At 68.2% G+C, this 21990-nt stretch carries 20 protein-coding genes and 2 pseudogenes; 10 read left to right on the forward strand and 12 right to left on the reverse strand.

The genetic code is table 11. The features are described 5' to 3' along the window. Nucleotides 1-108: 108 nt before the first annotated feature. The 3 genes from RAH40_RS04885 to RAH40_RS04895 are packed head-to-tail and all read right to left on the reverse strand — an operon-like array spanning nucleotide 109 to nucleotide 3599. Nucleotides 109-2457 (reverse strand): collagen-like protein, encoded by a 2349-nt coding sequence (locus RAH40_RS04885; RefSeq protein ID WP_306600961.1) that lies wholly within the window; start codon nucleotides 2455-2457, stop codon nucleotides 109-111. 43 nt (nucleotides 2458-2500) lie between these two features. Further along, nucleotides 2501-3040 carry a hypothetical protein gene (locus RAH40_RS04890; RefSeq protein ID WP_306600962.1) on the reverse strand — a complete coding sequence of 180 codons (540 nt, stop codon included), beginning with the start codon at nucleotides 3038-3040 and terminating at the stop codon, nucleotides 2501-2503. 10 nt (nucleotides 3041-3050) lie between these two features. Next, nucleotides 3051-3599 carry a hypothetical protein gene (locus RAH40_RS04895; protein WP_306600963.1) on the reverse strand — a complete coding sequence of 183 codons (549 nt, stop codon included), beginning with the start codon at nucleotides 3597-3599 and terminating at the stop codon, nucleotides 3051-3053. Between the two features lie 192 nt (nucleotides 3600-3791). Between RAH40_RS04895 and RAH40_RS04900 the strand changes: the two genes are divergently transcribed. The 4 genes from RAH40_RS04900 (at nucleotide 3792) to RAH40_RS04915 (ending at nucleotide 7815) form a co-directional block, all read left to right on the forward strand. Beyond that, nucleotides 3792-4346 carry an XRE family transcriptional regulator gene (locus tag RAH40_RS04900; RefSeq protein WP_306600964.1) on the forward strand — a complete coding sequence of 185 codons (555 nt, stop codon included), beginning with the start codon at nucleotides 3792-3794 and terminating at the stop codon, nucleotides 4344-4346. Between the two features lie 80 nt (nucleotides 4347-4426). Next, nucleotides 4427-6088 carry an AMP-binding protein gene (locus RAH40_RS04905; RefSeq protein WP_373432567.1) on the forward strand — a complete coding sequence of 554 codons (1662 nt, stop codon included), beginning with the start codon at nucleotides 4427-4429 and terminating at the stop codon, nucleotides 6086-6088. A 59-nt stretch (nucleotides 6089-6147) separates the two neighbouring features. Then, nucleotides 6148-7041 (forward strand): hypothetical protein, encoded by an 894-nt coding sequence (locus RAH40_RS04910; RefSeq protein WP_306600966.1) that lies wholly within the window; start codon nucleotides 6148-6150, stop codon nucleotides 7039-7041. A 24-nt stretch (nucleotides 7042-7065) separates the two neighbouring features. Then, entirely contained in the window at nucleotides 7066-7815 is a 750-nt protein-coding gene (locus RAH40_RS04915) for a phosphatase PAP2 family protein (protein ID WP_306600967.1), read from the forward strand. On the opposite strand, the gene RAH40_RS04920 is transcribed toward RAH40_RS04915, so the two are convergent. The 3 genes and pseudogenes from RAH40_RS04920 to tnpA form a co-directional block, all read right to left on the reverse strand. Beyond that, the gene (locus RAH40_RS04920; protein WP_306600968.1) at nucleotides 7801-8415 is read right to left on the reverse strand and encodes a PAS domain-containing protein; all 615 of its coding nucleotides are present in this window, start codon (nucleotides 8413-8415) and stop codon (nucleotides 7801-7803) included. The genes RAH40_RS04915 and RAH40_RS04920 overlap by 15 nt on opposite strands. A gap of 109 nt (nucleotides 8416-8524) precedes the next feature. Continuing rightward, a complete protein-coding gene (locus RAH40_RS04925; protein ID WP_306600969.1) occupies nucleotides 8525-9832 on the reverse strand; it encodes a dicarboxylate/amino acid:cation symporter in 1308 nt (435 codons plus the stop codon). 275 nt (nucleotides 9833-10107) lie between these two features. After that, nucleotides 10108-10539: pseudogene (tnpA, locus tag RAH40_RS04930) on the reverse strand (IS200/IS605 family transposase). A gap of 177 nt (nucleotides 10540-10716) precedes the next feature. Between tnpA and RAH40_RS04935 the strand changes: the two are divergent. From RAH40_RS04935 to RAH40_RS04950, 4 genes and pseudogenes are all read left to right on the forward strand, one after another. Further along, the gene (locus RAH40_RS04935) at nucleotides 10717-12300 is read left to right on the forward strand and encodes a PAS domain-containing methyl-accepting chemotaxis protein (RefSeq protein ID WP_306600970.1); all 1584 of its coding nucleotides are present in this window, start codon (nucleotides 10717-10719) and stop codon (nucleotides 12298-12300) included. A 66-nt stretch (nucleotides 12301-12366) separates the two neighbouring features. After that, complete coding sequence (locus RAH40_RS04940) at nucleotides 12367-13404, forward strand: YafY family protein (RefSeq protein WP_306600971.1); 1038 nt, start codon at nucleotides 12367-12369, stop codon at nucleotides 13402-13404. Nucleotides 13405-13441: 37 nt separating this feature from the next. Beyond that, nucleotides 13442-13747, forward strand: coding sequence for a carboxymuconolactone decarboxylase family protein (locus RAH40_RS04945; protein WP_306600972.1), 306 nt, complete (start codon nucleotides 13442-13444; stop codon nucleotides 13745-13747). A gap of 341 nt (nucleotides 13748-14088) precedes the next feature. Continuing rightward, nucleotides 14089-15168: pseudogene (locus RAH40_RS04950) on the forward strand (IS110 family transposase); the annotation flags it as partial. A gap of 401 nt (nucleotides 15169-15569) precedes the next feature. On the opposite strand, the gene RAH40_RS04955 reads toward RAH40_RS04950, so the two are convergent. From RAH40_RS04955 to RAH40_RS04975, 5 genes are all read right to left on the reverse strand, one after another. Beyond that, nucleotides 15570-15989, reverse strand: coding sequence for a GxxExxY protein (locus RAH40_RS04955; protein WP_306600973.1), 420 nt, complete (start codon nucleotides 15987-15989; stop codon nucleotides 15570-15572). Nucleotides 15990-16209: 220 nt separating this feature from the next. Continuing rightward, entirely contained in the window at nucleotides 16210-17250 is a 1041-nt protein-coding gene (locus RAH40_RS04960; protein WP_306597910.1) for an IS630 family transposase, read from the reverse strand. Nucleotides 17251-17596: 346 nt separating this feature from the next. Continuing rightward, nucleotides 17597-18565: an SRPBCC family protein gene (locus RAH40_RS04965; RefSeq protein WP_306600974.1), complete on the reverse strand. Its 969-nt coding sequence runs from the start codon at nucleotides 18563-18565 to the stop codon at nucleotides 17597-17599. A 102-nt stretch (nucleotides 18566-18667) separates the two neighbouring features. After that, complete coding sequence (locus tag RAH40_RS04970; RefSeq protein WP_306600975.1) at nucleotides 18668-19369, reverse strand: hypothetical protein; 702 nt, start codon at nucleotides 19367-19369, stop codon at nucleotides 18668-18670. Between the two features lie 51 nt (nucleotides 19370-19420). Beyond that, the gene (locus RAH40_RS04975) at nucleotides 19421-19822 is read right to left on the reverse strand and encodes a thiol-disulfide oxidoreductase DCC family protein (protein ID WP_306600976.1); all 402 of its coding nucleotides are present in this window, start codon (nucleotides 19820-19822) and stop codon (nucleotides 19421-19423) included. A gap of 121 nt (nucleotides 19823-19943) precedes the next feature. Here RAH40_RS04975 and RAH40_RS04980 point away from each other — a divergent pair, with 121 nt between their 5' ends. Both RAH40_RS04980 and RAH40_RS04985 read left to right on the forward strand, forming a co-directional pair. Then, nucleotides 19944-20285, forward strand: a complete 342-nt coding sequence (locus RAH40_RS04980; RefSeq protein WP_306600977.1) for a hypothetical protein — start codon at nucleotides 19944-19946, stop codon at nucleotides 20283-20285. A 52-nt stretch (nucleotides 20286-20337) separates the two neighbouring features. Further along, nucleotides 20338-21465 carry a glycosyltransferase family 2 protein gene (locus RAH40_RS04985; protein ID WP_306600978.1) on the forward strand — a complete coding sequence of 376 codons (1128 nt, stop codon included), beginning with the start codon at nucleotides 20338-20340 and terminating at the stop codon, nucleotides 21463-21465. Here the strand turns inward: RAH40_RS04985 and RAH40_RS04990 are convergent, their stop codons facing one another. Continuing rightward, a complete protein-coding gene (locus RAH40_RS04990; protein ID WP_306600979.1) occupies nucleotides 21466-21867 on the reverse strand; it encodes a hypothetical protein in 402 nt (133 codons plus the stop codon). It abuts the gene before it with no gap. Nucleotides 21868-21990: the final 123 nt, after the last annotated feature.

Raw genomic sequence — 21990 nt, forward strand, 5'->3', positions numbered from 1 at the left:
TACCTGGTAGCAATTAAGATACCATTCGGTCAGGGCAACCCGGCCGGCAATTTCCCAACCTATCGGCCGAAAGGGCCGAGGCCATGATCACAACTGGGAATGCGGAGTCTATTGGATTTCCCGGACGATCATCCTTCCCGTGAGCGCCGGCGTGTCCGCGCCGGTCTGGGTCATGGAAAGGAGGATGTTCGTGGGGACGGTGGTCGTGATCATGGCCAGGATCGTCTGGGTCGTGCCGGCCGGTACCGGCACGGGACTGGCGGCGGTGGTGCCGAAAAAGACCTGGTTGCTGATCAGGGTGGGACCGGTGGTCATGTCGAAAAGGCCGTAGGTGAGTCCGTTCGCCGGCGAAAAGCCCGACGCCGAGAGGGTGACGCTGATCTCGTAGGTCTTGTTGGCGCCCAGGACCACCTGGCCGCCCGAGACCGAGAGGCCTCGGAGGGTGGTGCCCACCACGCTGAAGGCGGGGGTCGCGCCGGAGACGAAGAAGAAGCCGTAGTCCGCCAGGGCGGTCACGCTGGAGAAGAGGGGCGTCATAGGGGTAACCCGCGTCCAGACGCCGCCGACGACCGCAAGGATGTCACCGTCCTGCTCCGGCCCCGACACTGACGAGGTCGTTATCGCTCCGGCGCCGTTGCTGACCAGGACGGCATTCGGGGGCAGGCTGGTGAGTCCGGTGCCGCCATGCGCCACGTCAACGATGCCGGAGACGTTCCCGGCGGTCGTGGCGGTGGCCGCGTTACCGGTGGTGCTTTGATTGAGCGTGGGAACATCCAGGACCTGGATGGGCGCCATGGTGACATTGGTGCCGTCCCCGCGGAGGAACGATCTGGCCGTGGCCCCGCCGGCCAGGGCATTGAGGGCGGCCTGTTGGGTGGCGGCGCCGGTGCCCCCGTTGGCCAGGGCCACGATGCCGGTGACGTTGGCGGCCGTGCCCGTCATCACGGTTGGGAGGTCACCGGCCTGGATCGCCGCCAGGACGACACCAGTGCCGTCGCCCCGAAGGAACTGGCCGGACGTGTGGCCGCCGGCCAGGGCGGCCAGGGCGGCCGCGGCGGTGGTGGCGCCGGTGCCGCCGTTGGCGATGCCCACGGTGCCCGAGACGCTGGTGGCCGTGGTGGCGGTGGTCGCGAGGGTGGCGGTGGCGGCGTTGCCGGTCGTGCTCTGGTTCAGGAGGGGCACGTCTGCCGCCTGGATGGCCGACAGGGTGACGTTGGTGCCGTTGCCCCGGAGGTACTGACCGGAGGCGGTGGACCCGGCGAGGGCGTTGAGGGCCAGCTGCGCGGTGGCGGCGCCGGTGCCGCCGTTGGCAACCGGGAGGGTCCCGGCGACGTCGGTGGCCAGGTTCACGGCGGCGCCGTTGCTGGCGGCGGTGAGGCGGCCCTGCTGGTCGACGGTGACGTTGGCGCGGGTGTAGGAGCCCGGGGTCACGGCGGTGTTGGCCAGGGCCAGGGAGCCGCTGACGGTGATGGGGCCGCCGGTGAGGCCGGTGCCCGCGGCGACGCTGGTCACGGTGCCTCCGCCGCCGGCCGCGCCCACCTGGGCCCAGGCCGCGCCATTGTACTGATAGATGCCGGAGGTGCCGTCGGTCTGGTAGACCATCAGGCCCGCTGCGGGCGTGGCGATGGCGAGGCGCTGGGCCTGGGTCTGGCGGGGCATCAGGAAGCCCTTGGTGGTGCTGGAGAGGTCCAGGAGGGCGCTGGCGTTGGGGGGATTGACCCCCAGGCCCAGGGAGCCGGTGGTGAACACCACGTTGGAGCCGGCGAGGGTCATCGGGCTGGCCCCGGCGGGGCCTGCGGGTCCGGTTGCGCCGGTCAGGCCCGTGGCGCCCGGCAGGCCCTGGGGGCCCATGGGCCCGGTCGCGCCCGTGGGACCGATCGGGCCCGCGGGCCCGGCGGTGCCGGCCACGGACGAGGCGGTCCAGGAGGTCCCGTTGTACACCAGGGCCTGCCCGGCGGTGGGCGCGGCGGTGGTGAGGTCGATGGGGAAGCCCTGCAGCTTGCCCACCTTCGTCAGGCTCTGGGTGCCGGTGAGGTCGCCGCTGAAGGCGCCCACGAGGTCCCAGGCGCTCCGGGCCTGGAAGGCCGGCAGGAGGTCCACGTCGGGCGAGAGCGCGACGCCCGAGATGGTCAGGTGGAGCTTCAGGCCGGAGCGGCTCAGCACGGCCGGCGGGATGGCGGGCATGCCCGAGGTGCCCAGCACGATGCCGTAGAGGCCCCCTTCCACCTCCAGGGACTGGTTCCCGGAATTCCACAGCTCGATGCCGCCGGAATCCAGGATCGAGAAGGTGAAGACGCGCGTGCCGGTGACCGGCGTGGTGCCGTCCAGGAGCCGGCCCTGGTAGGCCACCTGCGGCAGGGGCGCGGCGTCCGCGGCCTGCTGTGCGAGAACGGGCAGGGCCGCCGGGCCGAGGCCGATGATCATCGCCATGGAGGAGGAGAGGAGAGGGAATCGCATGGGAGCCGCCTGAGGATGGGACCGGGGAGGATGGGAACCGGATTCAGTTGTGGGTGGGGGGTTCGAAGCCGTGGCGCACCTGCTGGACCCCGTCGGCCGTCGCGGACTTCCGGGCGGGGAAGGCTTCGCCCGCCACCATGCCGTTGCGCAGCGTCCCCTGGACCTGGAGCCTGCCGGAGGCCTGCACCAGGGAGGGGTTCACGTGGGCCGGGATCGCGGCCAGGACGTGGACGGAGGCGGTGGCGGTGTAGCGGGGGTCGTTGTTGTACATCGCCACGATCTGGCAGGTTCCGGCGGTGGCGGCGGCCGTGAAGGTCCCCGCGGCGTCGATGGTGCCGGCGGTGGCGGGCAGGACCGTCCAGGTGGTGCCTCCGCCCCAGGGTGAACTGGCTGAGAAATGGAAGGTCTGCCCCAGAAGCACCTGGGCGGAAGGGGGGGTGATGTTGAACCGGCCGTTCAACTGCCCGGCTTGGTCGCCGGGGGCCTTGTCGCCCCCCATGATGCAGCCCACCATGCCGGAGGCCGCGAGGGCCCCCGCCAGCAGGCGGCGGCGAATGCCGGGGGATTCGGGAAGCAGGATCATGGTCGTTCCCCTAGAAGGTCCAGATGATGCCGACGGTGCCCACGCGGGCCTGGAGATCCTCGTAGCCGTAATGGCTGGCGATCCAGCGCGCCTCGAGCTCCAGGCCCGGGCGGAACCGGCGGGTGACTGCGAAGCCCAGGCCGGCCCGGGTCCAGTGGCTGGTGCCGGAGAGCCGCGCGACGCCGGCCCCGGGGACTTCCAGCTCGTTGGTGCTCTTCACGCTCCAGCGGATGGCGTAGACGCCCGGGCCCATGGCCCATTTCCCCCGGGGGCCGTCGTTGCGGAAGAGCAGTTCGACGCCCAGGCTCATGGCCTGGACCCTGGTGTCGATGCGCTGGATGAAGGGGGTGGTGACGGCCTGGTGCCGGGCGCCGAAGCCCATGAAGTCCAGCCGTGGGCGCACCGCGTGGGTCGGGTCGAGGTTCCAGTCGAGGTGGACGCCCCCCTGGAAACCGGCGCCCGCGGTGGTGCGGAGCTTGTTCTCCACGGGCACGGCGGCGCCGGCCTGGATGCCGATCCAGGGGGACTCCGCCGCCCCAAGAAAGGCCGAACCCGCCATCAGTGCTCCGAGGACGGCCAACCCTATCGAATGCCGCATGATGCCTCCGGTCCCGATTCGCCTGGCTTTGGTGTGAATTGATAAAAGTTATATCGATTGATCCCAAATCTCTATTGTTTATTATTTCCAAGTCCTCCATGCCGGTCGCCGTCCGCCGTGGAAGGCTCCACATTCAACCCAAGGGAGGCGAGCATGCCTGAAGCCATGGAACTCGGAAGGCGGGTCGCGACCTTCCGGGAGCGCCTGGGCCTGAGCCGGGAGGAGCTGGCCGCCAACGCGGGCGTCAGCGCCGGGCTCGTGGAGGCGGTGGAAGAGGGTCGCGCCTATCCGCCCCTGGGTCTCCTTCTCAAGGTCGCCCGGGCCCTGGGACAGCGCCTGGGCACGTTCATGGACGACCACTACCGGGAGGACCCCCTCATCGTCCGGGCGAAGGACCGCCAAGGAGAGGTCCCGGACGCCGTCACGGGTCCCTACCGCTACTTCTCCCTGGGCCGCGGCAAGACCGACCGGCACATGGAGCCGCTCTTCATCGAGATCGGACCGGAGGAGCCCGGGACCCCCTCCAGCCACGAGGGGGAGGAGTTCCTCCTCGTCGCCGACGGGGAGGTGGTGGTCCGCTACGGCAACGCCACCCACACCCTCCGGCCCGGGGACACCATGTACTACAACTCCATCGTCCCCCACGTCGTGTTCGCGGGCGGGGGCCGGCCGGCCTCCATCTACGCCGTCATCTTCCAGCCCTTCTGACCGGAGGTCCCGTGAGCTTCTCCCTGGCCTCCCCGCGAGGCACCGCCCCCGTGGAGGGGCCCTTCCCGGCGTCCGCATCCATGGGCCCCACCCCCGAGGGGGTCCCCGTCACCCGGGAGCTGACCATCGGCCAGGCCCTGGACGCGGCCGTGGCCGCCCATCCGGGGCAGGACGCCGTGGTGTACGCCGACCGCGACTACCGCCTGACCTGGCGGCAGTTCTCGGACCAGGTGGACCTCATGGCCAAGGGCCTCATGGCCCTCGGGGTGAAGAAGGGCGAGAAGGTGGCGGTGTGGGCCACCAACGTCCCCCACTGGGTGACCCTGCAGTTCGCCACCGCCCGCATCGGCGCGGTCCTCCTGACCGTGAACACCAACTACAAGTCCACCGAGATCGACTACCTCCTGCGGCAGTCGGAGACCGAGAACCTCTTCATCATCGAGGGGGTGCGCGACACGGACTACGTGGCGACCCTGTTCGAGCTGGTGCCCGAGCTCAAGGACCAGCCGCGGGGCCAGCTTCGGTCGCCCCGCTACCCGCACCTCAAGCGGGTCGTCTTCCTGGGGGCCCAGAAGCACCGGGGCATGTACGCCGTTCCCGAGGTCCTGGCCCTGGCCTGCACCGTGACGGAGGAGGACTTCCAGGCCCGCCAGGCGGAGCTGGACTGCCGCGACGTCATCAACATGCAGTACACGTCCGGCACCACGGGCTTTCCCAAGGGCGTGCAGCTCACCCATCACAACATCCTCAACAACGGCTTCTGGATCGGCTTCAACCAGCACCTGACCCACCAGGACCGGGTGTGCATCCCCGTTCCGCTCTTCCACTGCTTCGGGTGCGTGCTGGGCGTCATGGCCTGCGTCAGCCACGCCTCCACGATGGTCCTCCTGGAGAAGTACGACCCGGTGACGGTGATGATGAGCGTGGAGCGCGAGGCCTGCACGGCGCTCTACGGCGTGCCCACGATGTTCATCAACGTCCTGGAGCACCCCCTCTTCCCCAAGTTCGACTTCACGAGCCTGCGCACCGGCATCATGGCCGGCTCGCCCTGCCCCGTGAAGACCATGCGCGCCTGCGTGGAGCGCATGCACATGGACGAACTGACCATCTGCTACGGCCTGACGGAATCCAGCCCCGTGGTGACCCAGACCCGCTACGACGAACCCAGCCTCGAGGTGAAGTGCGCCACCGTGGGCCGGGCCATGCCCGGCATCGAGATGGCGGTGATCACGGAGAACGGGGAGCTCGCTCCCGTGGGCGAGCCGGGGGAGCTGTGCAGCCGCGGCTACACCACCATGTCCGGCTACTACCGCATGCCGGCCGAGACCGCCCAGTGCGTCGACGCCAACGGCTGGCTCCACTCCGGCGACATCGGCACCATGGACGCCCAGGGCTACTACCGCGTCACCGGCCGCCTCAAGGACATGATCATCCGGGGCGGCGAGAACATCTACCCCAAGGAGCTCGAGGAGTACATCCACCACCTGGAGGGCGTCTCCGACGTCCAGGTGGTGGGCGTGCCCAGCGCCAAGTACGGCGAGCAGTGCGCGGCCTTCATCATCCTCCGCCCCGGCGCGGACCTGTCGGAGGCCGACGTCCAGGACTTCTGCCGGGGCAGGATCGCGTGGTACAAGATCCCCCGGTACGTGGCCTTCGTGGAGGCCTACCCCATGACGGCCAGCGGGAAGATCCAGAAGTACCGGCTGCGGGAGGAGGCCGCGCGGCGGTGGCCGGAGGCCTAGGCGGGAAATACGGGTAGTATTGGGGATCACTTTCCCCAGGTCCGCCTTCCGGAGGCCCCATGCCCCCACGTCCCTATCGACGCCCCACGAGCCTGCTGGTCAAGGCCCTGCTATGGGCGGCGGCGGCCGCAGTGATGGTGGGGTCGATGGTCTACCAGCGGCTCACCGGGCCCACCCACCCCCGGCGCGGCGCCTTCGCCATGGCGGGGGCCACCCACGCCTACAAGGTGTCCCGCAGCGGGGACAGCGGCCAGGACGAACGCATCGCCCTTCCGGACCCGGGCCATGGCGTCACGGGCGTCCTCCGCTACCGGCGGTTCCGCACGGCGGACCCCTTCACCTCCGTGCCTTTGCGCGCCGAGGACCACCGGGGCCGGAAGGAGCTGGCGGCACTGCTGCCGCGCCAGCCCGCCGCCGGGAAGCTGGAATACGTCCTCCGCCTGGAGGGCCCCGGAGGCCCGGTGACGGTGCCCCCGGAGGGCGGGGCCATCGTGATCCGCTTCAAGGACCACGTGCCGGCGCCCCTGCTCGTCGCCCACGTGGCCATGATGTTCCTCGGGGTCATGGTGGGGGTGCGGGCCGGCCTCGCCGCGGTGGCGGGGGCCTCGGACATGGCCTCCCAGGCCTGGGCCACGCTTGCCTGCCTCACCGCTGGCGGGCTGGTGCTGGGGCCCTTCGTGCAGAAGCACGCCTTCGGCGCCTACTGGACCGGATTCCCCTTCGGAGGGGACCTCACCGACAACAAGACCGTGCTCATGTGGGGCGCCTGGGCCCTGGCCTGCGCCGTCCTGTGGGCGGCGCGCCGCGGCCCCGCGCGGGTCGCGGTGGCCCTGGCCTCGGCGGCGATGCTGGGGGTGTACCTCATCCCCCACAGCGCCCGGGGCAGCGAGCTGGACTATTCGAAGGTGGACCGGGGCATGACCGGCCCCGCCGCCATCCAAACGGGCCGCTGAGCCCCCCACGGAAGGACACGGACCATGAAGGCACTCGGAATCCTGGCGCTCCCCCTGCTGCTCCTCGCGGCGTGGCCCCCGGCCTTCGCCCAGGCCGCCCGCGGCAGGTACCCGGAGGCAACCCGCAACTTCGTGGACCCCGCCGCCCTGGACCTGTCCGCCCTGCCCGCGCCGCCCCTTCCGGGAACCCTGGCCGCCGACGCTGACCTGGAGACGATCCTCCAGCTCCAGGCGTGGCGCACGGAGGCCGAGGTGGCCTGGGCCCGGGCCCTGGACCACCTGGACATCTTCGGCGCCGGCGCCGCCGTCGGGCCCTGGTTCACCCGGTCCGCCCTGCCCCGCTGCGCCCAGCTTCTGGAGGAGGCCCTGGGGGACGGGGAAAGCCTCAACAAGGTCGCCAAGCTGAAGTTCCGGAGGCTCCGCCCCCCCTACTTCGACGCCCGGGTGAAGCCCTGCGTGAAGATCCTGCCCTTCCCCGTGGGCGAGCCCCCCGCAGGCTTCTACTCCTACCCCAGCGGCCATTCCACCTCCATCTTCATCCTGGCGGAGCTCGTGTCGGACCTGGTCCCCGACCGGCGCGAGGCCATGCAGGAATGGGCCCACAAGGCCGCCTGGAGCCGCATGTTCGCGGGCATGCACTTCCCCTCCGACGACGTGGGCGGGATGCACCTGGCGGCGATCGCGGTCAAGGGGATGAAGGCCAACCCCGCCTTCCGCGAGGCCCTGGCGGCGTGCGCCGAGGAGATCAGGACCGCGAGGTCACTGCCCCAGTAGCCGGTCCGCCTCCTCCTGGAGCCGGGCCACGTAGGTGGGGAAGCAGTCGGGGCAGAGCCCGTGGGAGAAGTCGGCCTCGGAATTGTCGCGGACGTACTTCTCCAGCACCTCCCAGTAGCCGTCGTCGTTCTTGATCTTTTTGCAATACATGCAGATGGGCAGCAGGCCGTGGAGGGTGTGGATCCGGGTGGCCTGGGCCGCGGCGAGGGCCTCCTGGGCCTCCACCCGATCGGTGATGTCCGTGCAGCTGCCGATGAAGCCCCCGAAGGCCCCGTCAGGCCCGAACATGGGCGCGCCCCGGTCCGAGATCCAGCGCCAGGCGCCGTCGTGGCGGCGGAGGCGGTACTCCATCTCGAACACGGCGTGGCGGCCGAGGTGGTCCAGGTAGATGTCCAGGCAGCGCTGGAGGTCCTCCGGGTGCACGCCCTCGGCCCAGCCGTTGCCGGATTCCTGGGCCATGGTGCGCCCGGTGAAGGCCAGCCAGCGGGCGTTGAAGTAGTTGCAGAGGCCGTCGGTCCCTGCCCTCCAGATGAGGATGGGGGCCTGCTCGACGAGGACGGCGTATTCGCTCGGCTCGAGCACGGGTTCGACGAAGGGCATGGTGCCTCCCTGAGGCGGTGGGGTGGCAGTCATGGTATCGATTCCCGCGCGCCGCGGGGAAAGAAAGAGCCTCGCTCCTTTCCCCGGGGATCCAGCGGTCATGATCCGTTCAAGTGGAGGGCTGGAGCTCCCCGCCCTCCGCCTCCGCCTCCTCCTCGCGGAACACGCCCTCCCACCTGGCGATGACCGCGCTCGCCAGGCCGTTGCCGGTGACGTTGACCGTGGTGCGCGCCATGTCCATGATCTCGTCCACCGCCAGGATCATCGCCACGCCAGCCTCGCCGGGGAGCCCGAAGCTGGCGCAGGTGGCGGCGATGATCACCAGGGTCGCCCGGGGCACGCCGGCCACCCCCTTGGACGTGAGCATGAACATCACCATCATGGAGATCTGCTGGCCCAGCGTCATGTGGATGCCCGCGGCCTGCGCGATGGCGAGGCTGGCCAGCACCAGGTAGAGCGTCGACCCGTCCAGGTTGAAGCTGTAGCCCGTGGGGATAACGAAGCTGGCCACCCGCCGCGGGACGCCGAAGCGCACCATCTCCTCCAGGAGCTTGGGCAGGGCGGCCTCGCTGGAGGCGGTGGAGTAGGCGGTGAGGGCCGGGTCCTTGATGGCCCGGAAAAAGCCCGCCACCGGGATGCGGAACATCAGCATGACCGGGATGAACACCAGCACCACCAGGAGGATCAGGGCGAAATACAGGCTGCCCACCAGCTTGGCGTACTGCCCCAGCAGGTGGGCCACGGCCGCCCAGCCCTGCACGAACACGCCGTTGACGGCCTGGCCCGCGGCCATGTGGCTGACGTTGTAGGCCATGGCGCCGAAGACGCCCAGCGGGGTGAGGGTCATGATCATGTCGGTGTACTTGAACATGACCTGGGCCAGCCCTTCGAAGAAGGCCAGCACGGGCCGCCCCTTGTCGGGCACGCGCGTGAGGGCGATGCCGATGAGGGCCGAGAACACCACCACCGGAAGCACGTCGGCCTCGGCGGCGTGCTTGAAGAAGTTGGTGGGAAAGGCGTGGAGGGCCACCTCCCACCCGGATTTCTGGGCCGCCAGCACCACGTGCTCGGTGGCCTTCAGCGGCAGGCCCGAGCCGGGGTGGAGCCAGTTGGCCACGAACAGCCCGATGAAGAGCGCCAGGGTGGTGATGACCTCGAAATAGAGCAGGGCCTTCCCGCCCATGCGCCCCACGGCCTTGATGTCCCCGGTCTGGGCGATGCCGGTGATGACCGTGGCCACCAGGATGGGGACGATGATGCTCTTGATGAGGCTGATGAACGCCTTGCTCAGGAACCGAAAAGATTCATACGCGACCGGGTGACGGTCAGCGGGCAGGAAGCCGCCCAGGACGACGCCCATGAGCAGACCGAAAAAAATCCAGAAGGTGCTTGAGCGATACCAGGGCTTGCGAATCACGGGGGCTCCGGGGGAACGATGGGACGATGCCCAAGCATGACATGGGGGCCGCCGCCGCGCCGGGCACGCTTCCCGGGGATTTTTCCCTTCGAGGGGACGGTTCCAGGTACGTAAATTTACCTAGCCGAAAATCATCGCAAAGCGGGGCCCGGCCGAAGAGACTAAGACATCCCCCGGCAGAGCCGGGGGGTTTAAAACGTGAGCCGCTCAAAGCGGCTGGTCGGGGTCGCTAACGCGGCCCCGAATCATAGGATGGGCACCTTGGAGGTGCCTGGTCAGCGAAACAGGGACAGTTGCTCAAATCGCTCGTCCTCCTTTTCCTGTTTTCGGATGTATTCGCGCACGACCGTCTCATCTCGGCCCACTGTCGATACGAAGTAGCCGCGCGCCCAGAAGTTCTGGCCTACAAAGTTGCGCTTCCTCTCCCCATACACGCGGGCGAGGTGAATCGCGCTCTTACCCTTGATGAACCCGATCACCTGCGCCACGGCATACTTTGGCGGAATCTAAATCAGAATATGGACGTGATCGGCCATGAGGTGCCCCTCCTCGATCCGGCATTCCTTCTGCGCGGCCAGTTGCCGGAACACCTCACCCAGATGTGGTCGTAACTTCTCGTAGAGCGTCTTTCTTCGACATTTTGGGATAAACACCACGTGGTACTTACACTCCCACCGGGAGTGGCTTAGACTTTCCGACGAGTCCATCTTGGACCTCCTTTCGTGTGCTTGGCGGCTCACAATCGGAGATTCCAGGATGGACTCCCTGAAATGTCAAACTTCTACTGCCACCCCGGCAGAGCCGGGGGGTCTCCTGGTTTTGCTAGGGTATCCCCCGCCCACCTGCGCGGGGGGCCTTCAGGCGCGGTTTTTCGGATCGGACCCATGCGAACGAACCTACCCATCACCGCCAACGAGATCCATCTCAAGGAAGGGGCCTTCATCGTCTCGATGACGGACCCCCAGGGGCGGCTCACCTACGTCAACGACGAGTTCATCCGCATCAGCGGCTTCACCGAGGCCGAGCTCATCGGGCAGCCCCACAACATGGTCCGCCACCCGGAAATGCCGTCGGCGGCCTTCGAGGACCTGTGGCGCACGGCCAAGTCGGGCAAGCCCTGGTACGCCCTGGTGAAGAACCGCTGCAAGAACGGCGACTTCTACTGGGTGGACGCCAACGTCACGCCCATCTTCGAGCGGGGCGTCCTCAAGGGCTTCGTCTCCATCCGCAGCAAGGCGAGCCGGTCGCAGATCCGGGAGGCCGAGCGGGTCTACAGGCTCCTCAACCAGGGCAAGCGGTGGGAGGACACCGTCGTCCGGCGCTGGGAGCCCTTCCCGAGGATGCCGGCCACGACCCAGCTGCGCGTGGCCTTCTTCTCCATGATGGGCCTGTTCCTGCTCATCCAGGGGGCCACCATCGCCACCTCCTCCGCGGCGAACGTCGCGCCCCGGGCCGCGGCCACGGTGTTCGGACTCGCGGCCAGCCTGCTCATGGCCTGGCTGGCCATGCGGGGCATGCGCATCCGCCTCGGGGCCAACCCGGAGCAGGCCATCGAGGTGGTCAAGCGCATGGCCGAAGGCGACATGCGCGTGGAGATCGAGACCCACGCCGGGGACGAGGCCAGCCTCATGGCCACGCTCCGCAGCATGCAGTCCCACCTCAAGGGCATGGTCAACCGCATCCGCTTCGACGGCCTGCGGGTGCAGATGAACGCCTCGGGCTTCGTCTCCGCCACCCACGAGATCGCCACCACCAGCCAGGAGCTGGCCCAGAACGCCGAGGACCAGCGGGTCTCCGTGGAGCGCATGGCCTCGGCCATGACCGAGCTCTCCGCCTCCATCCACGAGGTGGCCGGCCACGTGCGCGCCAGCCAGACCCAGACGGAGGCCGCCGTGACCGCCGCCGAGGCCGGCGACGTCTCCGGCAAGGCCGCCATCCAGGCCATGGCCCAGGTGGAGCAGGCCACGACCCGCGTGGTGGACGCCGTCAAGGTGATCCAGGAGATCGCGCGCCAGACCAACCTCCTGTCCCTCAACGCCGCCATCGAGGCCGCCAAGGCCGGGCAGCTCGGCAAGGGCTTCGCCGTCGTGGCCGAGGAGGTGCGCAAGCTCGCCGAGCGCAGCGCCCACGCCGCCCGGGAGATCGCCGCCCTCATCGAGACCAGCAACCACGCCGTGGTCCAGGGCCGCACCACGGTGCAGGACGCCGTCGCCGCCCTGGGGGAGATCCGGGAGCACATCGGCCACGTCACCTCCATGGCCCTCCAGATAACCACCTCAACCGCCGAACAGGCCAAGGCCAGCTCCGAGGTGGCCCAGCTGGTGGAGGCCACCGCGGACAAGGCCGTCTCCAACGCCAGCGCCAGCACCCAGCTCAGCGCCACGGTGGTGCAGACCAGCGCCAACTCCGACCAGCTCGCCGCCACGGCGGAGGGGCTCGCGGACCTGGTGGCGAGGTTCAAGACCTAGAACGACAGGGACTGGCAAACGGCGCCGTTGTGTGAAATGCTCGGTGCCGATCCCCCTGGAGACGCCATGACCCCGCCCAAGTCCTCCATGATCCAGACCCAGGGCCTCGTGGGCTCCGACCGGCTCCGGGAGGCCCTGGCCCTCCTGCGGGAGGCTGGCGCGGAGGGCATCAGCCGGGAGAAGCTCCGGGTGGAGATGGGCGGCCGCAGCCTGCGCACCGTGGATCGCGCCATCCTCGTGCTGGAGGACCAGGGGGCCCGGTTCGACCGGGTGCGCCGGGGCAGCCCGGCGGTGATCCACTTCGTATTGAAGAAGGGCCCCACCTGGGACGAGCACGTTTCCAGCGAGGCCCGCATGGCCCTGCGGGTGGCGGGGCTCTCCCTGGCCCAGTGCGGCACCCTGCTCTGGCAGGACCAGCTGGACGCCCTGGAGGAGCTCGCCAGCGAGCGCATGTCCACCCGGGACCGCCGGCTCTTCGAGAACCTCAAGAAGGCCATCCGCGTGCAGGGCGGCGTGGACGACCCCATCGAGTCGCCCGACATCCTCGAGCCCATCCTCAAGGCCCTGGAGGGCCAGAAGGAGACGGACGTGGTCTACCAGGCCGCGGGGGCCGCCGCGGCCAGCGTGCACCACGTGGTGCCCTACGCCCTGACCCATGACCTCTTTTCCGGCGGCACCTTCCTCCTGGTGTGGGACCCCGCCGGGAGCCTGCCCAAGCACCTGCGCCAGAACCGCATCGTGAGCGTCAAGGTCACGTCCCGCACCGGCAGCTTCCCGGAGGAGCTCATGGCCCGGGTCGCCAGGTACCAGATCGGCGGCTGGACCAGCGCCGAGGACCCCTTCCTGGTGGAGGCCCTCATCCGGGGGCCCCACTGGATCCAGGCCTTCAAGGAGGCCCCCCCGGCCCTGCCAGAGTTCCAGACCTTTCCGTCGAAGGACGGCGCGTCGGCGCGCGTGACCTTCAAGGCCACCCACCCCAACGGCGCCTCCCGCTGGCTGATGCAGTTCGGCGCGGCGGCGGAGGTGCTGGCGCCGGAGTTCCTGCGCCAGGAGATCCACGCCCAGTTCAGGAAGGCCGTGGCCACGTACGAACGGGTCGACTGAGGACCCGAACGGTCGTACCTTGTCGCTGGAGGCCGCCATGAAGATCCGCGAGAACCTGGACGCCATGATCGCCAAGCACCCGGAGATCTACGAAGCCTACGAGCGGTACGGCAAGGCCGTGCACGAGCGGGGGGGACCCCTGGACGAGAAGACGCGCTGGCTCATCAAGCTCGCCGTCTCCGCCTCCCAGGGCCTCGCCAAGGCCCAGCTCACCCACATGGCCAAGGCCCAGGCCGCGGGCTGCACGGAGGAGGAGATCGAGCACGCCATCCTCCTCATCGCCCCCACCGCGGGCTTTCCCCGCATGATGGAGGCCATGGAGCGGTTCCGGGAATCGCGCTAGACATCATGTATTGGCCTCCCATCCGATGAGGGGCTCGGTGACATAGGCATCCGGGGGCTCTGCCCCCGTGCCCCCGGGATTTTTCGCATGCCGCCCAAAAAATAGGCAAAGGGCCGGAAGTTCTCCGGCCCGCCCATTTTCCGGGCCCGGGACGGCGCTCAGGTCGCATCCCTGCGGAGCCTTATCCTCCGCCCGGCTGCCCCAAGGGTGGTACCCGGATGGAGCTTCGGCAAGGCCTCCGGTTTTCCCGAAAAGGGCCTGCCCTATCTCAAGCAACGCGGATTAAGCTCGGTGCGCCAAACAACCCACCGGCTCAGAGCCGTTATTGAGGAGGGCAGGCCATGGCAGTCTATAGCAAATTCGTCGGGATGGATGTCCATAAGGAGACGATCGCCGTCTCCGTGGCGGAAGCCTCTGGAGGCGAGGTCCGCTACGTGGGGGAGTTCCGGAACAACCCCGAAGCAGTCACGAAGCTGATTCGGCAGCTTCGCAAGGGAGAAGCGTCGCTGTTGTGCTGTTACGAGGCAGGGCCCTGTGGCTATGTCCTTCATCGCCAACTCCTGGGAGTGGGGGTAGCCAACCAGGTGGTGGCGCCGTCCCTGATTCCCAAAAAACCTGGAGATCGGGTCAAGACGGATCGACGGGATAGTCAGACCCTGGCCCGGCTGCTCAGGGCCGGCGAGCTGACGGCGGTCTGGGTCCCAGATGAAACCCAGGAGGCCCTGAGGGATCTGACCCGAGGCCGGGAGGACCTGAAGCACCTGGAACGCCAGGCCAAACAGCGCCTGCAGGCCTTTCTCCTGCGCCACGGCAGAATCTACGAGCATGAGAAGAAGTGGAGCCGAATGCACTTCCGGTGGCTGGAAGACGTGAAATTCGACCAGCCGGTCCAGCAGGTCGTGTTCCAGGACTATCTGGATACGCTCCAGATGCTGAGCCGGAGGGTGGAGGCATTAGAGGAGCAACTTGAAGCCGCCGGCACTGCTTCTGGATTCGCGGCGGTGATCGAAGGGCTGATGGCCCTGCGCGGGATCAGCCGGATCGCGGCGACAACCACCATGGCGGAGATTGGCGACCTGCATCGGTTCAGGACCGCCCCTCAGTTGATGGCGTTTCTGGGCCTGGTCCCAAGTGAACACTCAAGTGGAGCCAAGCACTCCCGCGGCGGCATCACCAAGACCGGGAATGGGCACGTCCGCCGAGTCCTGGTGGAGGCGGCCTGGACCTATCACCATCCCGCCCGGAAGACAGCACACCTCCAGCAGAAGGCGAAGCGGGCCCCGGAAAGAATCCAGGAAATCGCCTGGAAGGCCCAGGTGCGGCTCTGCGGCCGCTATCGCCTCCTGGAGAGCAAGGGCAAGCTCAAGGTCAAAGTCTGCACAGCCATTGCCAGGGAACTGGCGGGCTTCATCTGGGCCATCGGTCAGGCCTTCCCCGGTCCCGATCCCGCGTCACCGGGGGCGAATACAGAGTCGCAGTGCATCGGCAGCAGAACGGGCAACGGTGGGAGAACCCTCGGTGCTCCTATGTAGGCGTCCAGCGATGGAATGACCCTCAACTCTAGAGCAAGGAAGCTCCCCGACGAATCGGTTGTCATGCCGGTAACCAACCCGCGAATATCAGACTGATCAACCGGCGGAATGCCGTCCGTTCTGCTCCCCATGCACTGTCAAACTAAAGAGGTCTGGCACCCTTGACAGGCCAATACATATCAGGAGCCTGTCTACGTAATAGGAGGCCCCGCGATGATGGCACCGGGGCTAGTGTAGGCCGCCAGAAGAACAGGTAACACCTTGTCCCCCCCCTTCGCCTCGGGTCCAGTTCAGGGCTTGGTGTTGACGAGTCGCTTGATGCCCCCGTCCTTGAGGGGCCAGTTATTAAAATTGATCAGCAGGCCCACTTCGAAATTTGCAAAGTGGAGGCAACTATTCAGTTGGGCGAAGTCGGCATCCGAAAACTTCGCAATGGCCTTCGCCTCGACGACCACCTTGTGGTCCACCACGATATCCATGATGTAGGCATTCTCGACGCACAATTCCTTGTAGGTGATGTCGAGGTGAACCTCGCGTAGGGCCTCGTGTCCGGCCAACCTGAGTTCATGGGCGAGGCAAGCCTTGTAGGCATTTTCCAGGAGTCCAGGCCCCAGAACTATCTGCACCCTGATGGCAGCGAGGATGATGGCTTCGGTGATATCTCGATGGGGATAGTTGTCGCCCCAATCTTCGCCCCAATGCCGACCCATGACTTCCTCCTTCGGGTCAGGAGTGCGCTCAATCACGCCGGGACGTTCAGGCCAGAATTCTTTCCTCGGTATCCTCGGCCTCCTCGGCGCCTCGGCGATGGGCTTTTCGACGGGTGCTTCGGCGCATGTAATCTTTGCGCCGACTGATACTTGAGAAAGCCATCGCCGAGGCGCCGAGGAGGCCGAGGATACCGAGGAAAAGAAAAAGGCAGGTTCGCCGTCAACCCTTGGCAGAGGCCGTCCGAATGGCCGCGAGGGCCTGCCGTGCTCGTGTCACCTTGGCGAGGATATCGTTCGCGGACGCGGTCCAAACAAATGGTTTCGGAGCGGCATTGTGTCTCGCGATATAGGTGTGGATCGCTGCTTCGAGTTCCGGGACGGATCTGAAAATACCCCTTCGGATGCGGTTCTCCGTGATGTCCCGGAAAAATCGCTCCACCATGTTCAACCACGATGAACTGGTGGGGGTGAAGTGAACGTGGACCCTCGAATGCCCTTTCAACCAGCTTTTGACCGCCGGATGTTTGTGGGTGGCGTAGTTGTCGCAAATGATGTGCAGAGCGAGTCGCTTCGACGTACCCCGCTCAAGCCGCTTGAGGAACTTCAGCCACTCCTCATGGCGATGACGTGGCATCGTGGCCGAGATCACCGTACCATCCAGCGTGTTCATGGCCGCAAAGAGGGTGGTCGTTCCATTGCGCTTGTAGTCGTGCGTCATGGTGCCGCAGCGACCCTTCTTCATCGGTAGGCCAGGCTGAGTCCGGTCCAGGGCCTGAATCTGGCTCTTCTCATCTACGCTCAGCACGATGGCATGCTCCGGAGGGTCCAGATACAGGGCCACGATGTCCACCAACTTCTCTTCGAAATGAGGATCGTTGCTTAACTTGAAACCAACGGTGCGGTGCGGCTTGAGGCCATTCTGACGCCAAATGCGTCCCACCGTGCTCTCGCTCACCCCGGTGGCCTGCGCCATGGAGGCCCGGCTCCAGTGCGTGGCATTGACGGGCTGTTCCTGCGTCGTCTTATGGAGCACCTCTTGCCCCTTCAAAGCAATCACCCAAGACTTCCGGCCTCGACCTGGGCGTTCCCTCTCGAGGCCATCGAAGCCCGCTTCCTCCCATCGCTTGAGGCATTGCCAAGCAGTCCGATGATCACAGCCCAAAGCCTGGCCGATGTCACGAAAGGACTCGCCAGAAGCTCGATGAAGAACAATCTTGGCCCGCAGGACGCTGCGCGCAGGCAAGGTCCGGCTCCGCGCCATTTCCTCAAGGCGTCTGAATTGCTCCACAGTTAGATCAACTCGCCCCACTTGCGCCAAAGTTCTCACCTGCCGCTTGGATGCGACGAGCTGTATTGGCGTTACAGGTATTTCTGGCGGCCTACACTAGCAAATCAAGGAAGGCGAGGAAAGCCGCAGCGGGACTGCGGTTGACGAGCGTGACGCAGAGTTGCTGGCCCCGCTGCCATCACCCGAAGGGCGGCGCCCAGAAGCGCGCTTATCGTGTGCAAGTCCCTTGAAGGATTGACCTAATCCTCCTGCGGGCCTTGCGCTCGATAATCACGCTTCTGGGCGCCGTCGCGGGGCCTCCTATTACGTAGACAGGCTCCTAGATTCTCGAAAGGTACTGGTCCAGCATGTCGAACGTGCCGGTGTAGCCGTTGACCATGGAGGCGTGGCCTTCGCGGAAGGTCGCGCGCTCCTTCTCCGTCGCCTGGAAGGGGACCGATTCCAGGGTGAGGAGGGTCTTTCCGCCCTGCTCGGCCAGGGTGAGGACGTTCAGGGTCCGCAGCGGCCAGGTGGCGCTCATGGGGTGGCGGGTGATTCCGCCCTGCTCGTCGGAGAAGTGAAGCACCGTGACGATGCGGGACGGGGGGACGATCTCCCGGTACTGGATCCGGCCCCACATGCTGAAGCCTTCGGGCGCCTTCATCCCGTAGTGGAAGCCGCCGCCGTCGCGGAAGTCCAGGTAGGCCACCTCCAGGGCGAAACCCCGGGGGCCCCACCAATGGGCGAGGCGCTCCTCCTCGGACCAGGCCTTGAAGATCAGGTCCCGGGGGGCGTCGAACACGCGGGTGATGACGAAGGGGTCGGGCTCCATGCGCAGCGCCACGTGGGCCTCCAGCCGCGCCAGGGTCTGGTTCCCCCCCTCGACGGCGTTGAACTCCCGCACCGCCAGGTCCCGCTCCTCCGCGGTGGGAAACACAGCGCGAAGGGTGACCCGCGTGCCCGCGCCCACCTCCTCGAACGCGGCCACGGCCTGGAACTGGCCGGGTTCGCCGGCCACGCCGGAGCCGTGGTCGTAGGCGATGCGCCGGGGCGGGTCCAGCTCCCGGTAGCAGATGCGGTTGGGGTAGTCCCTGCCGTCGGGGCCGTGCATCGTGAAGATCCAGAGGCCCCCCGGGCGCACGTTCATCTCGCGGATGGTGGTCGTGAAGCCGTTGGGCCCCCACCACAGGCCCGCCTGGGCGGGATCGGTCCAGGCCGCGTACACCAGGTCCCGGGGCGCTTCGATCAGGCGGGAGACGGCCATCTCCCGGTCCAGGGTTTCCACGAGGGGACGGGGACGTTCGGCCATGGGGGCTCCTTTCAATCCGCGACGTTGCGGTTGCGACTCAGGCTCGATCGAGGGCCGGGGCAGACCGAGGTTAGACCACCCGGACGGGCAAGTCAACGGAGCTCAGGGCCTGTGCGCAACCAAGCGAACCCGGGTACGGGCGACCGCCCCGTGGTGTTCGTACGCGAAGCCGGTGATGCCGATTCCCGGCGCGAATTCCAGGGTCCGCTGGTCCGGATTCGTGCTGAAGGAGGCCGTGAAAGCGGGGAAGGCAACTCCCCGGGCCACCCCGGGAGCCGAGAACGGCCTGGGTTCGCTGCCCTCCACCACCCAGGCGTACATGTTGTCGTCCCTGCCCGGGGCCTTGGCCCAGGTCTTGCCGGCCCGCAGGGGCAGATCCAGGAAGGGTTCCGCGCCCGGCGGCGGGTAGGCGCGGTCGGCCAGGAGCTGGCGGGCCTTGACCGTGGCGCCCTTCAGGCTGCGGGAGGACTCCTGGTAGAGCCGCCCCTTCCTGCAGATGATGACGGAGATGGAATTGCCCTTCCCGGGTTCGTACCAGGCCAGGTCCATGGGAAAGCCCCGCACCACCGCGGCGAAACCCCCTTCGCCGGGGATGAACTGCAGCACCTCCATCACGTTGCGCACCCGGCCGGCGCGCACCTTGTGGGTGTTCGGGATCGTCCACTCGGCCTCCCCCGCGTAGGTCCAGGAGGCGCCCTTGTTCAGGGGGAACTGCTGGAGCACGGCGGCCGTGTCCAGGGTGGGGCCGTCAGCCGCCTGGGGCGGCCGGGACAGGAGCATGGCAAGGAGCATGGGGAAAAGCATGGAATCTCGTATCGCCTTCCATAGTGCCAGAAAACCCGCTGGGCCGCCGGTTCAAGGCAGGAATCGTGCCTGGATGGAAGGAGGGACCCGGGGACAGGCGGATTCCGGCCGGCTGAAGAGCCTGTTGCGCGCCCGGGCCACGACATCGTAGGCCCCGTCCCGAAGCCCCCTGGGCACACGTCCGCCCAGCCGGGCCAGGAGGGTCCAGCCTCCACCCAGGCCGAGCAGCAGGTGCAGCACGGCCTCGGACCGCAGCAGCACCCGGTCCCCATGGACCACCACCACGCTCGCGGGCGGGTCCGCCTCCGGAAAGCGCTCCCGGAAGGTGGCGCCCCCCAGGGGCGCGAAGCGGCAGGTGCCGCTCCGCCGCGCCAGGAAGCGCACCAGACCGTGGCACAGTCCGCAGCCGCCGTCGTAGAACAGGAGGTCCGGGGCTTCCCGCGGCGTGGCCATGGGAGCAGTGTAACCCGGTGTGACCGCCTCCGCATTTTCCCCGCGGGTGGTAGCCAGGGGCCGTTCCTTCCTTCAAGATCAAGGGGAGGCCGCCCCCCGGCCGGACAGCCCAGGAGGCCCCTTGAGACCCGAAACCGAAGCCACCCTCGTCACGGAAGCCGTCGCCGAGCTCATCGCCCTGGGCGCCGCCATGGCCGCCAACAACGAGGAAGCGTTTCAGCGCCACAACTTCCGCCTCCACAAGCTGGGCATTCCCAGGGAGGACCGCATCCAGGCCGTGAACATCGCCCTCCAGGTGAAGATGGCCCCCCACCGCAACCTGGTGGAGATGGCCGAGGGCTACCTCACCGGCGGCGCCGAGCCCGAAGGCGGCTGCTGCGGCGGCGAATGCGGATGCGCAGGCGAGGAGGAGGCCGCGGGCTCCTGCTGCGGCGGGGACGAAGGCTGCGGCTGCGGGCACTGATTTCCGCCGCTTTTCCATTCGCCGGAACGAGCGGCGCGGACAAACTGCCATCATGGATTTCGCAGGCTGGCCCCTCCTCGCCCTTCTCGCAGGCCCCTGGGGCCTCGGACTCCTGACGGCCCTGGCGCGCATGCGGGACCTGCCCGCTCTTGAAGGGGTCCCGGCGCGCGGCGCGGCGCCGCGGGTCGCCCTGTGCATTCCGGCCCGGAACGAAGGGAAGGACCTGGGCAAGGCCCTGGATTCCTGGCTGGCCCAGGACCTCCCGGGGCTCCGGATCCTCGTGGTGGACGACGGCTCCACGGACGGCACGCCCGGGATCCTCGCGGACCGTGGCGCGCGCCACGCGGGCCGGCTGCGGGCGCTGCGCAACGACCACCTGCCCGCGGGGTGGCTGGGGAAGAACCACGCCCTGCACCTCGCCTCCCAGCAGCCCGAGGCCCTGGAGGCCGAGTGGCTGCTGTTCGCCGATGCCGACGTGCAGGCCCCCCCGGACCTCCTGCGCCGGGCCTTCGCGTTCCTGGATGAGCACCCCGCCGACCTCTTGGCCCTGGTGCCCGCGGTGGACACGGAGAGCTTCGCCGAGCGCGTGTTCCTGCCCTGGGCCTTCCTGGGCTTCCTGGTGGCGATCCCCTTCCGGAGGGTCCCGGTGCCGGGCGCCTGGGCCCACTGCGGGATCGGCGCGTTCACCCTGGTGCGCCGGGTCGCCTACGACGCCGTGGACGGCCACGCGGGAGCGCCCATGGAGGCCATCGACGACATGATGCTGGCCAGGCGCGTCAAGCTCGCGGGCTTCACGAACCGGGTGGCCCTCGGCGGCCCGGGGCTCCACCTGCGCATGTACCACGGGCTGGGCGACCTGGTGCGGGCCATGCGGAAGAACGCCCTGGCCTTCCCGGTCCTGGTGCCCCTGGTGCCCCTGGGCCTGGCCGGGGTCCTGGGCGCCTCCCTCGCGCCCGTCCTCCTCGCCCTGGCCGGGCATCCCGGAGCGGGGGCCGCACTCTGGGCGGGCGTGCCCGCGGCCATGGCCGTGGTGCACAGGCGCCTCACCGGACGCGGACCGGACTGGGCCTGGGCCTTCTGGCCCGTGAACGGCTTCCTCATGGCCTGCGGCATCCTGTGGGCCCTGGGCGACCGCGTCAGGGGGGTCAACCACTGGCGGGGGCGGGAGGTCCGCCTTTGATCAGGGCCTGGAGGGGCGCCCCTGCGCGTCCAGGAGCGTCACCGCGACCTCGCCTCGGGCGAGGGTCCGGGCCAGGAACTGCGAGCCCTGGCCCACGCCCACGAGGGTGAGGGCGTCGCCCCGCGCCAGGACCAGGCCAGCCCGCTTCAGCGCGCATTCGGGACCGGCCAGGACCTCCCAGGTGGTGGTGCCCGACTGGAACGTGAGGGTCACGAACGCGCTGGGTCCGCGCGTCTCCAGCTGCACCGCGGTGACGGTGCCCTGGAGCGTGACTTCCCGGGCGGCATCGTACGGCATCGCGGGCGGACGCCCTTCGCCGGAAGGGGGCGGCCCCCCGGGCTCCTGGGCGAAGAGCGCCAGGCCCAGCAGCAGGCCGGCGAGAAGGATGAGGGTTTGTTTCACGGAGTGCCTCCTGCGGCAGAAGATGGCCCGGGCGGCTCCGAGGTTGCGCCTCTCCGCCCAACGGGCCCCGGTCCCGGCCGGATGGCCGCGGGCAGCCGCCCGGCGCCCTGGTAAGCTTGCGCG

Origin of the sequence: Geothrix sp. 21YS21S-2 (genome assembly GCF_030846775.1) — a bacterium.
Taxonomy (GTDB): domain Bacteria; phylum Acidobacteriota; class Holophagae; order Holophagales; family Holophagaceae; genus Mesoterricola.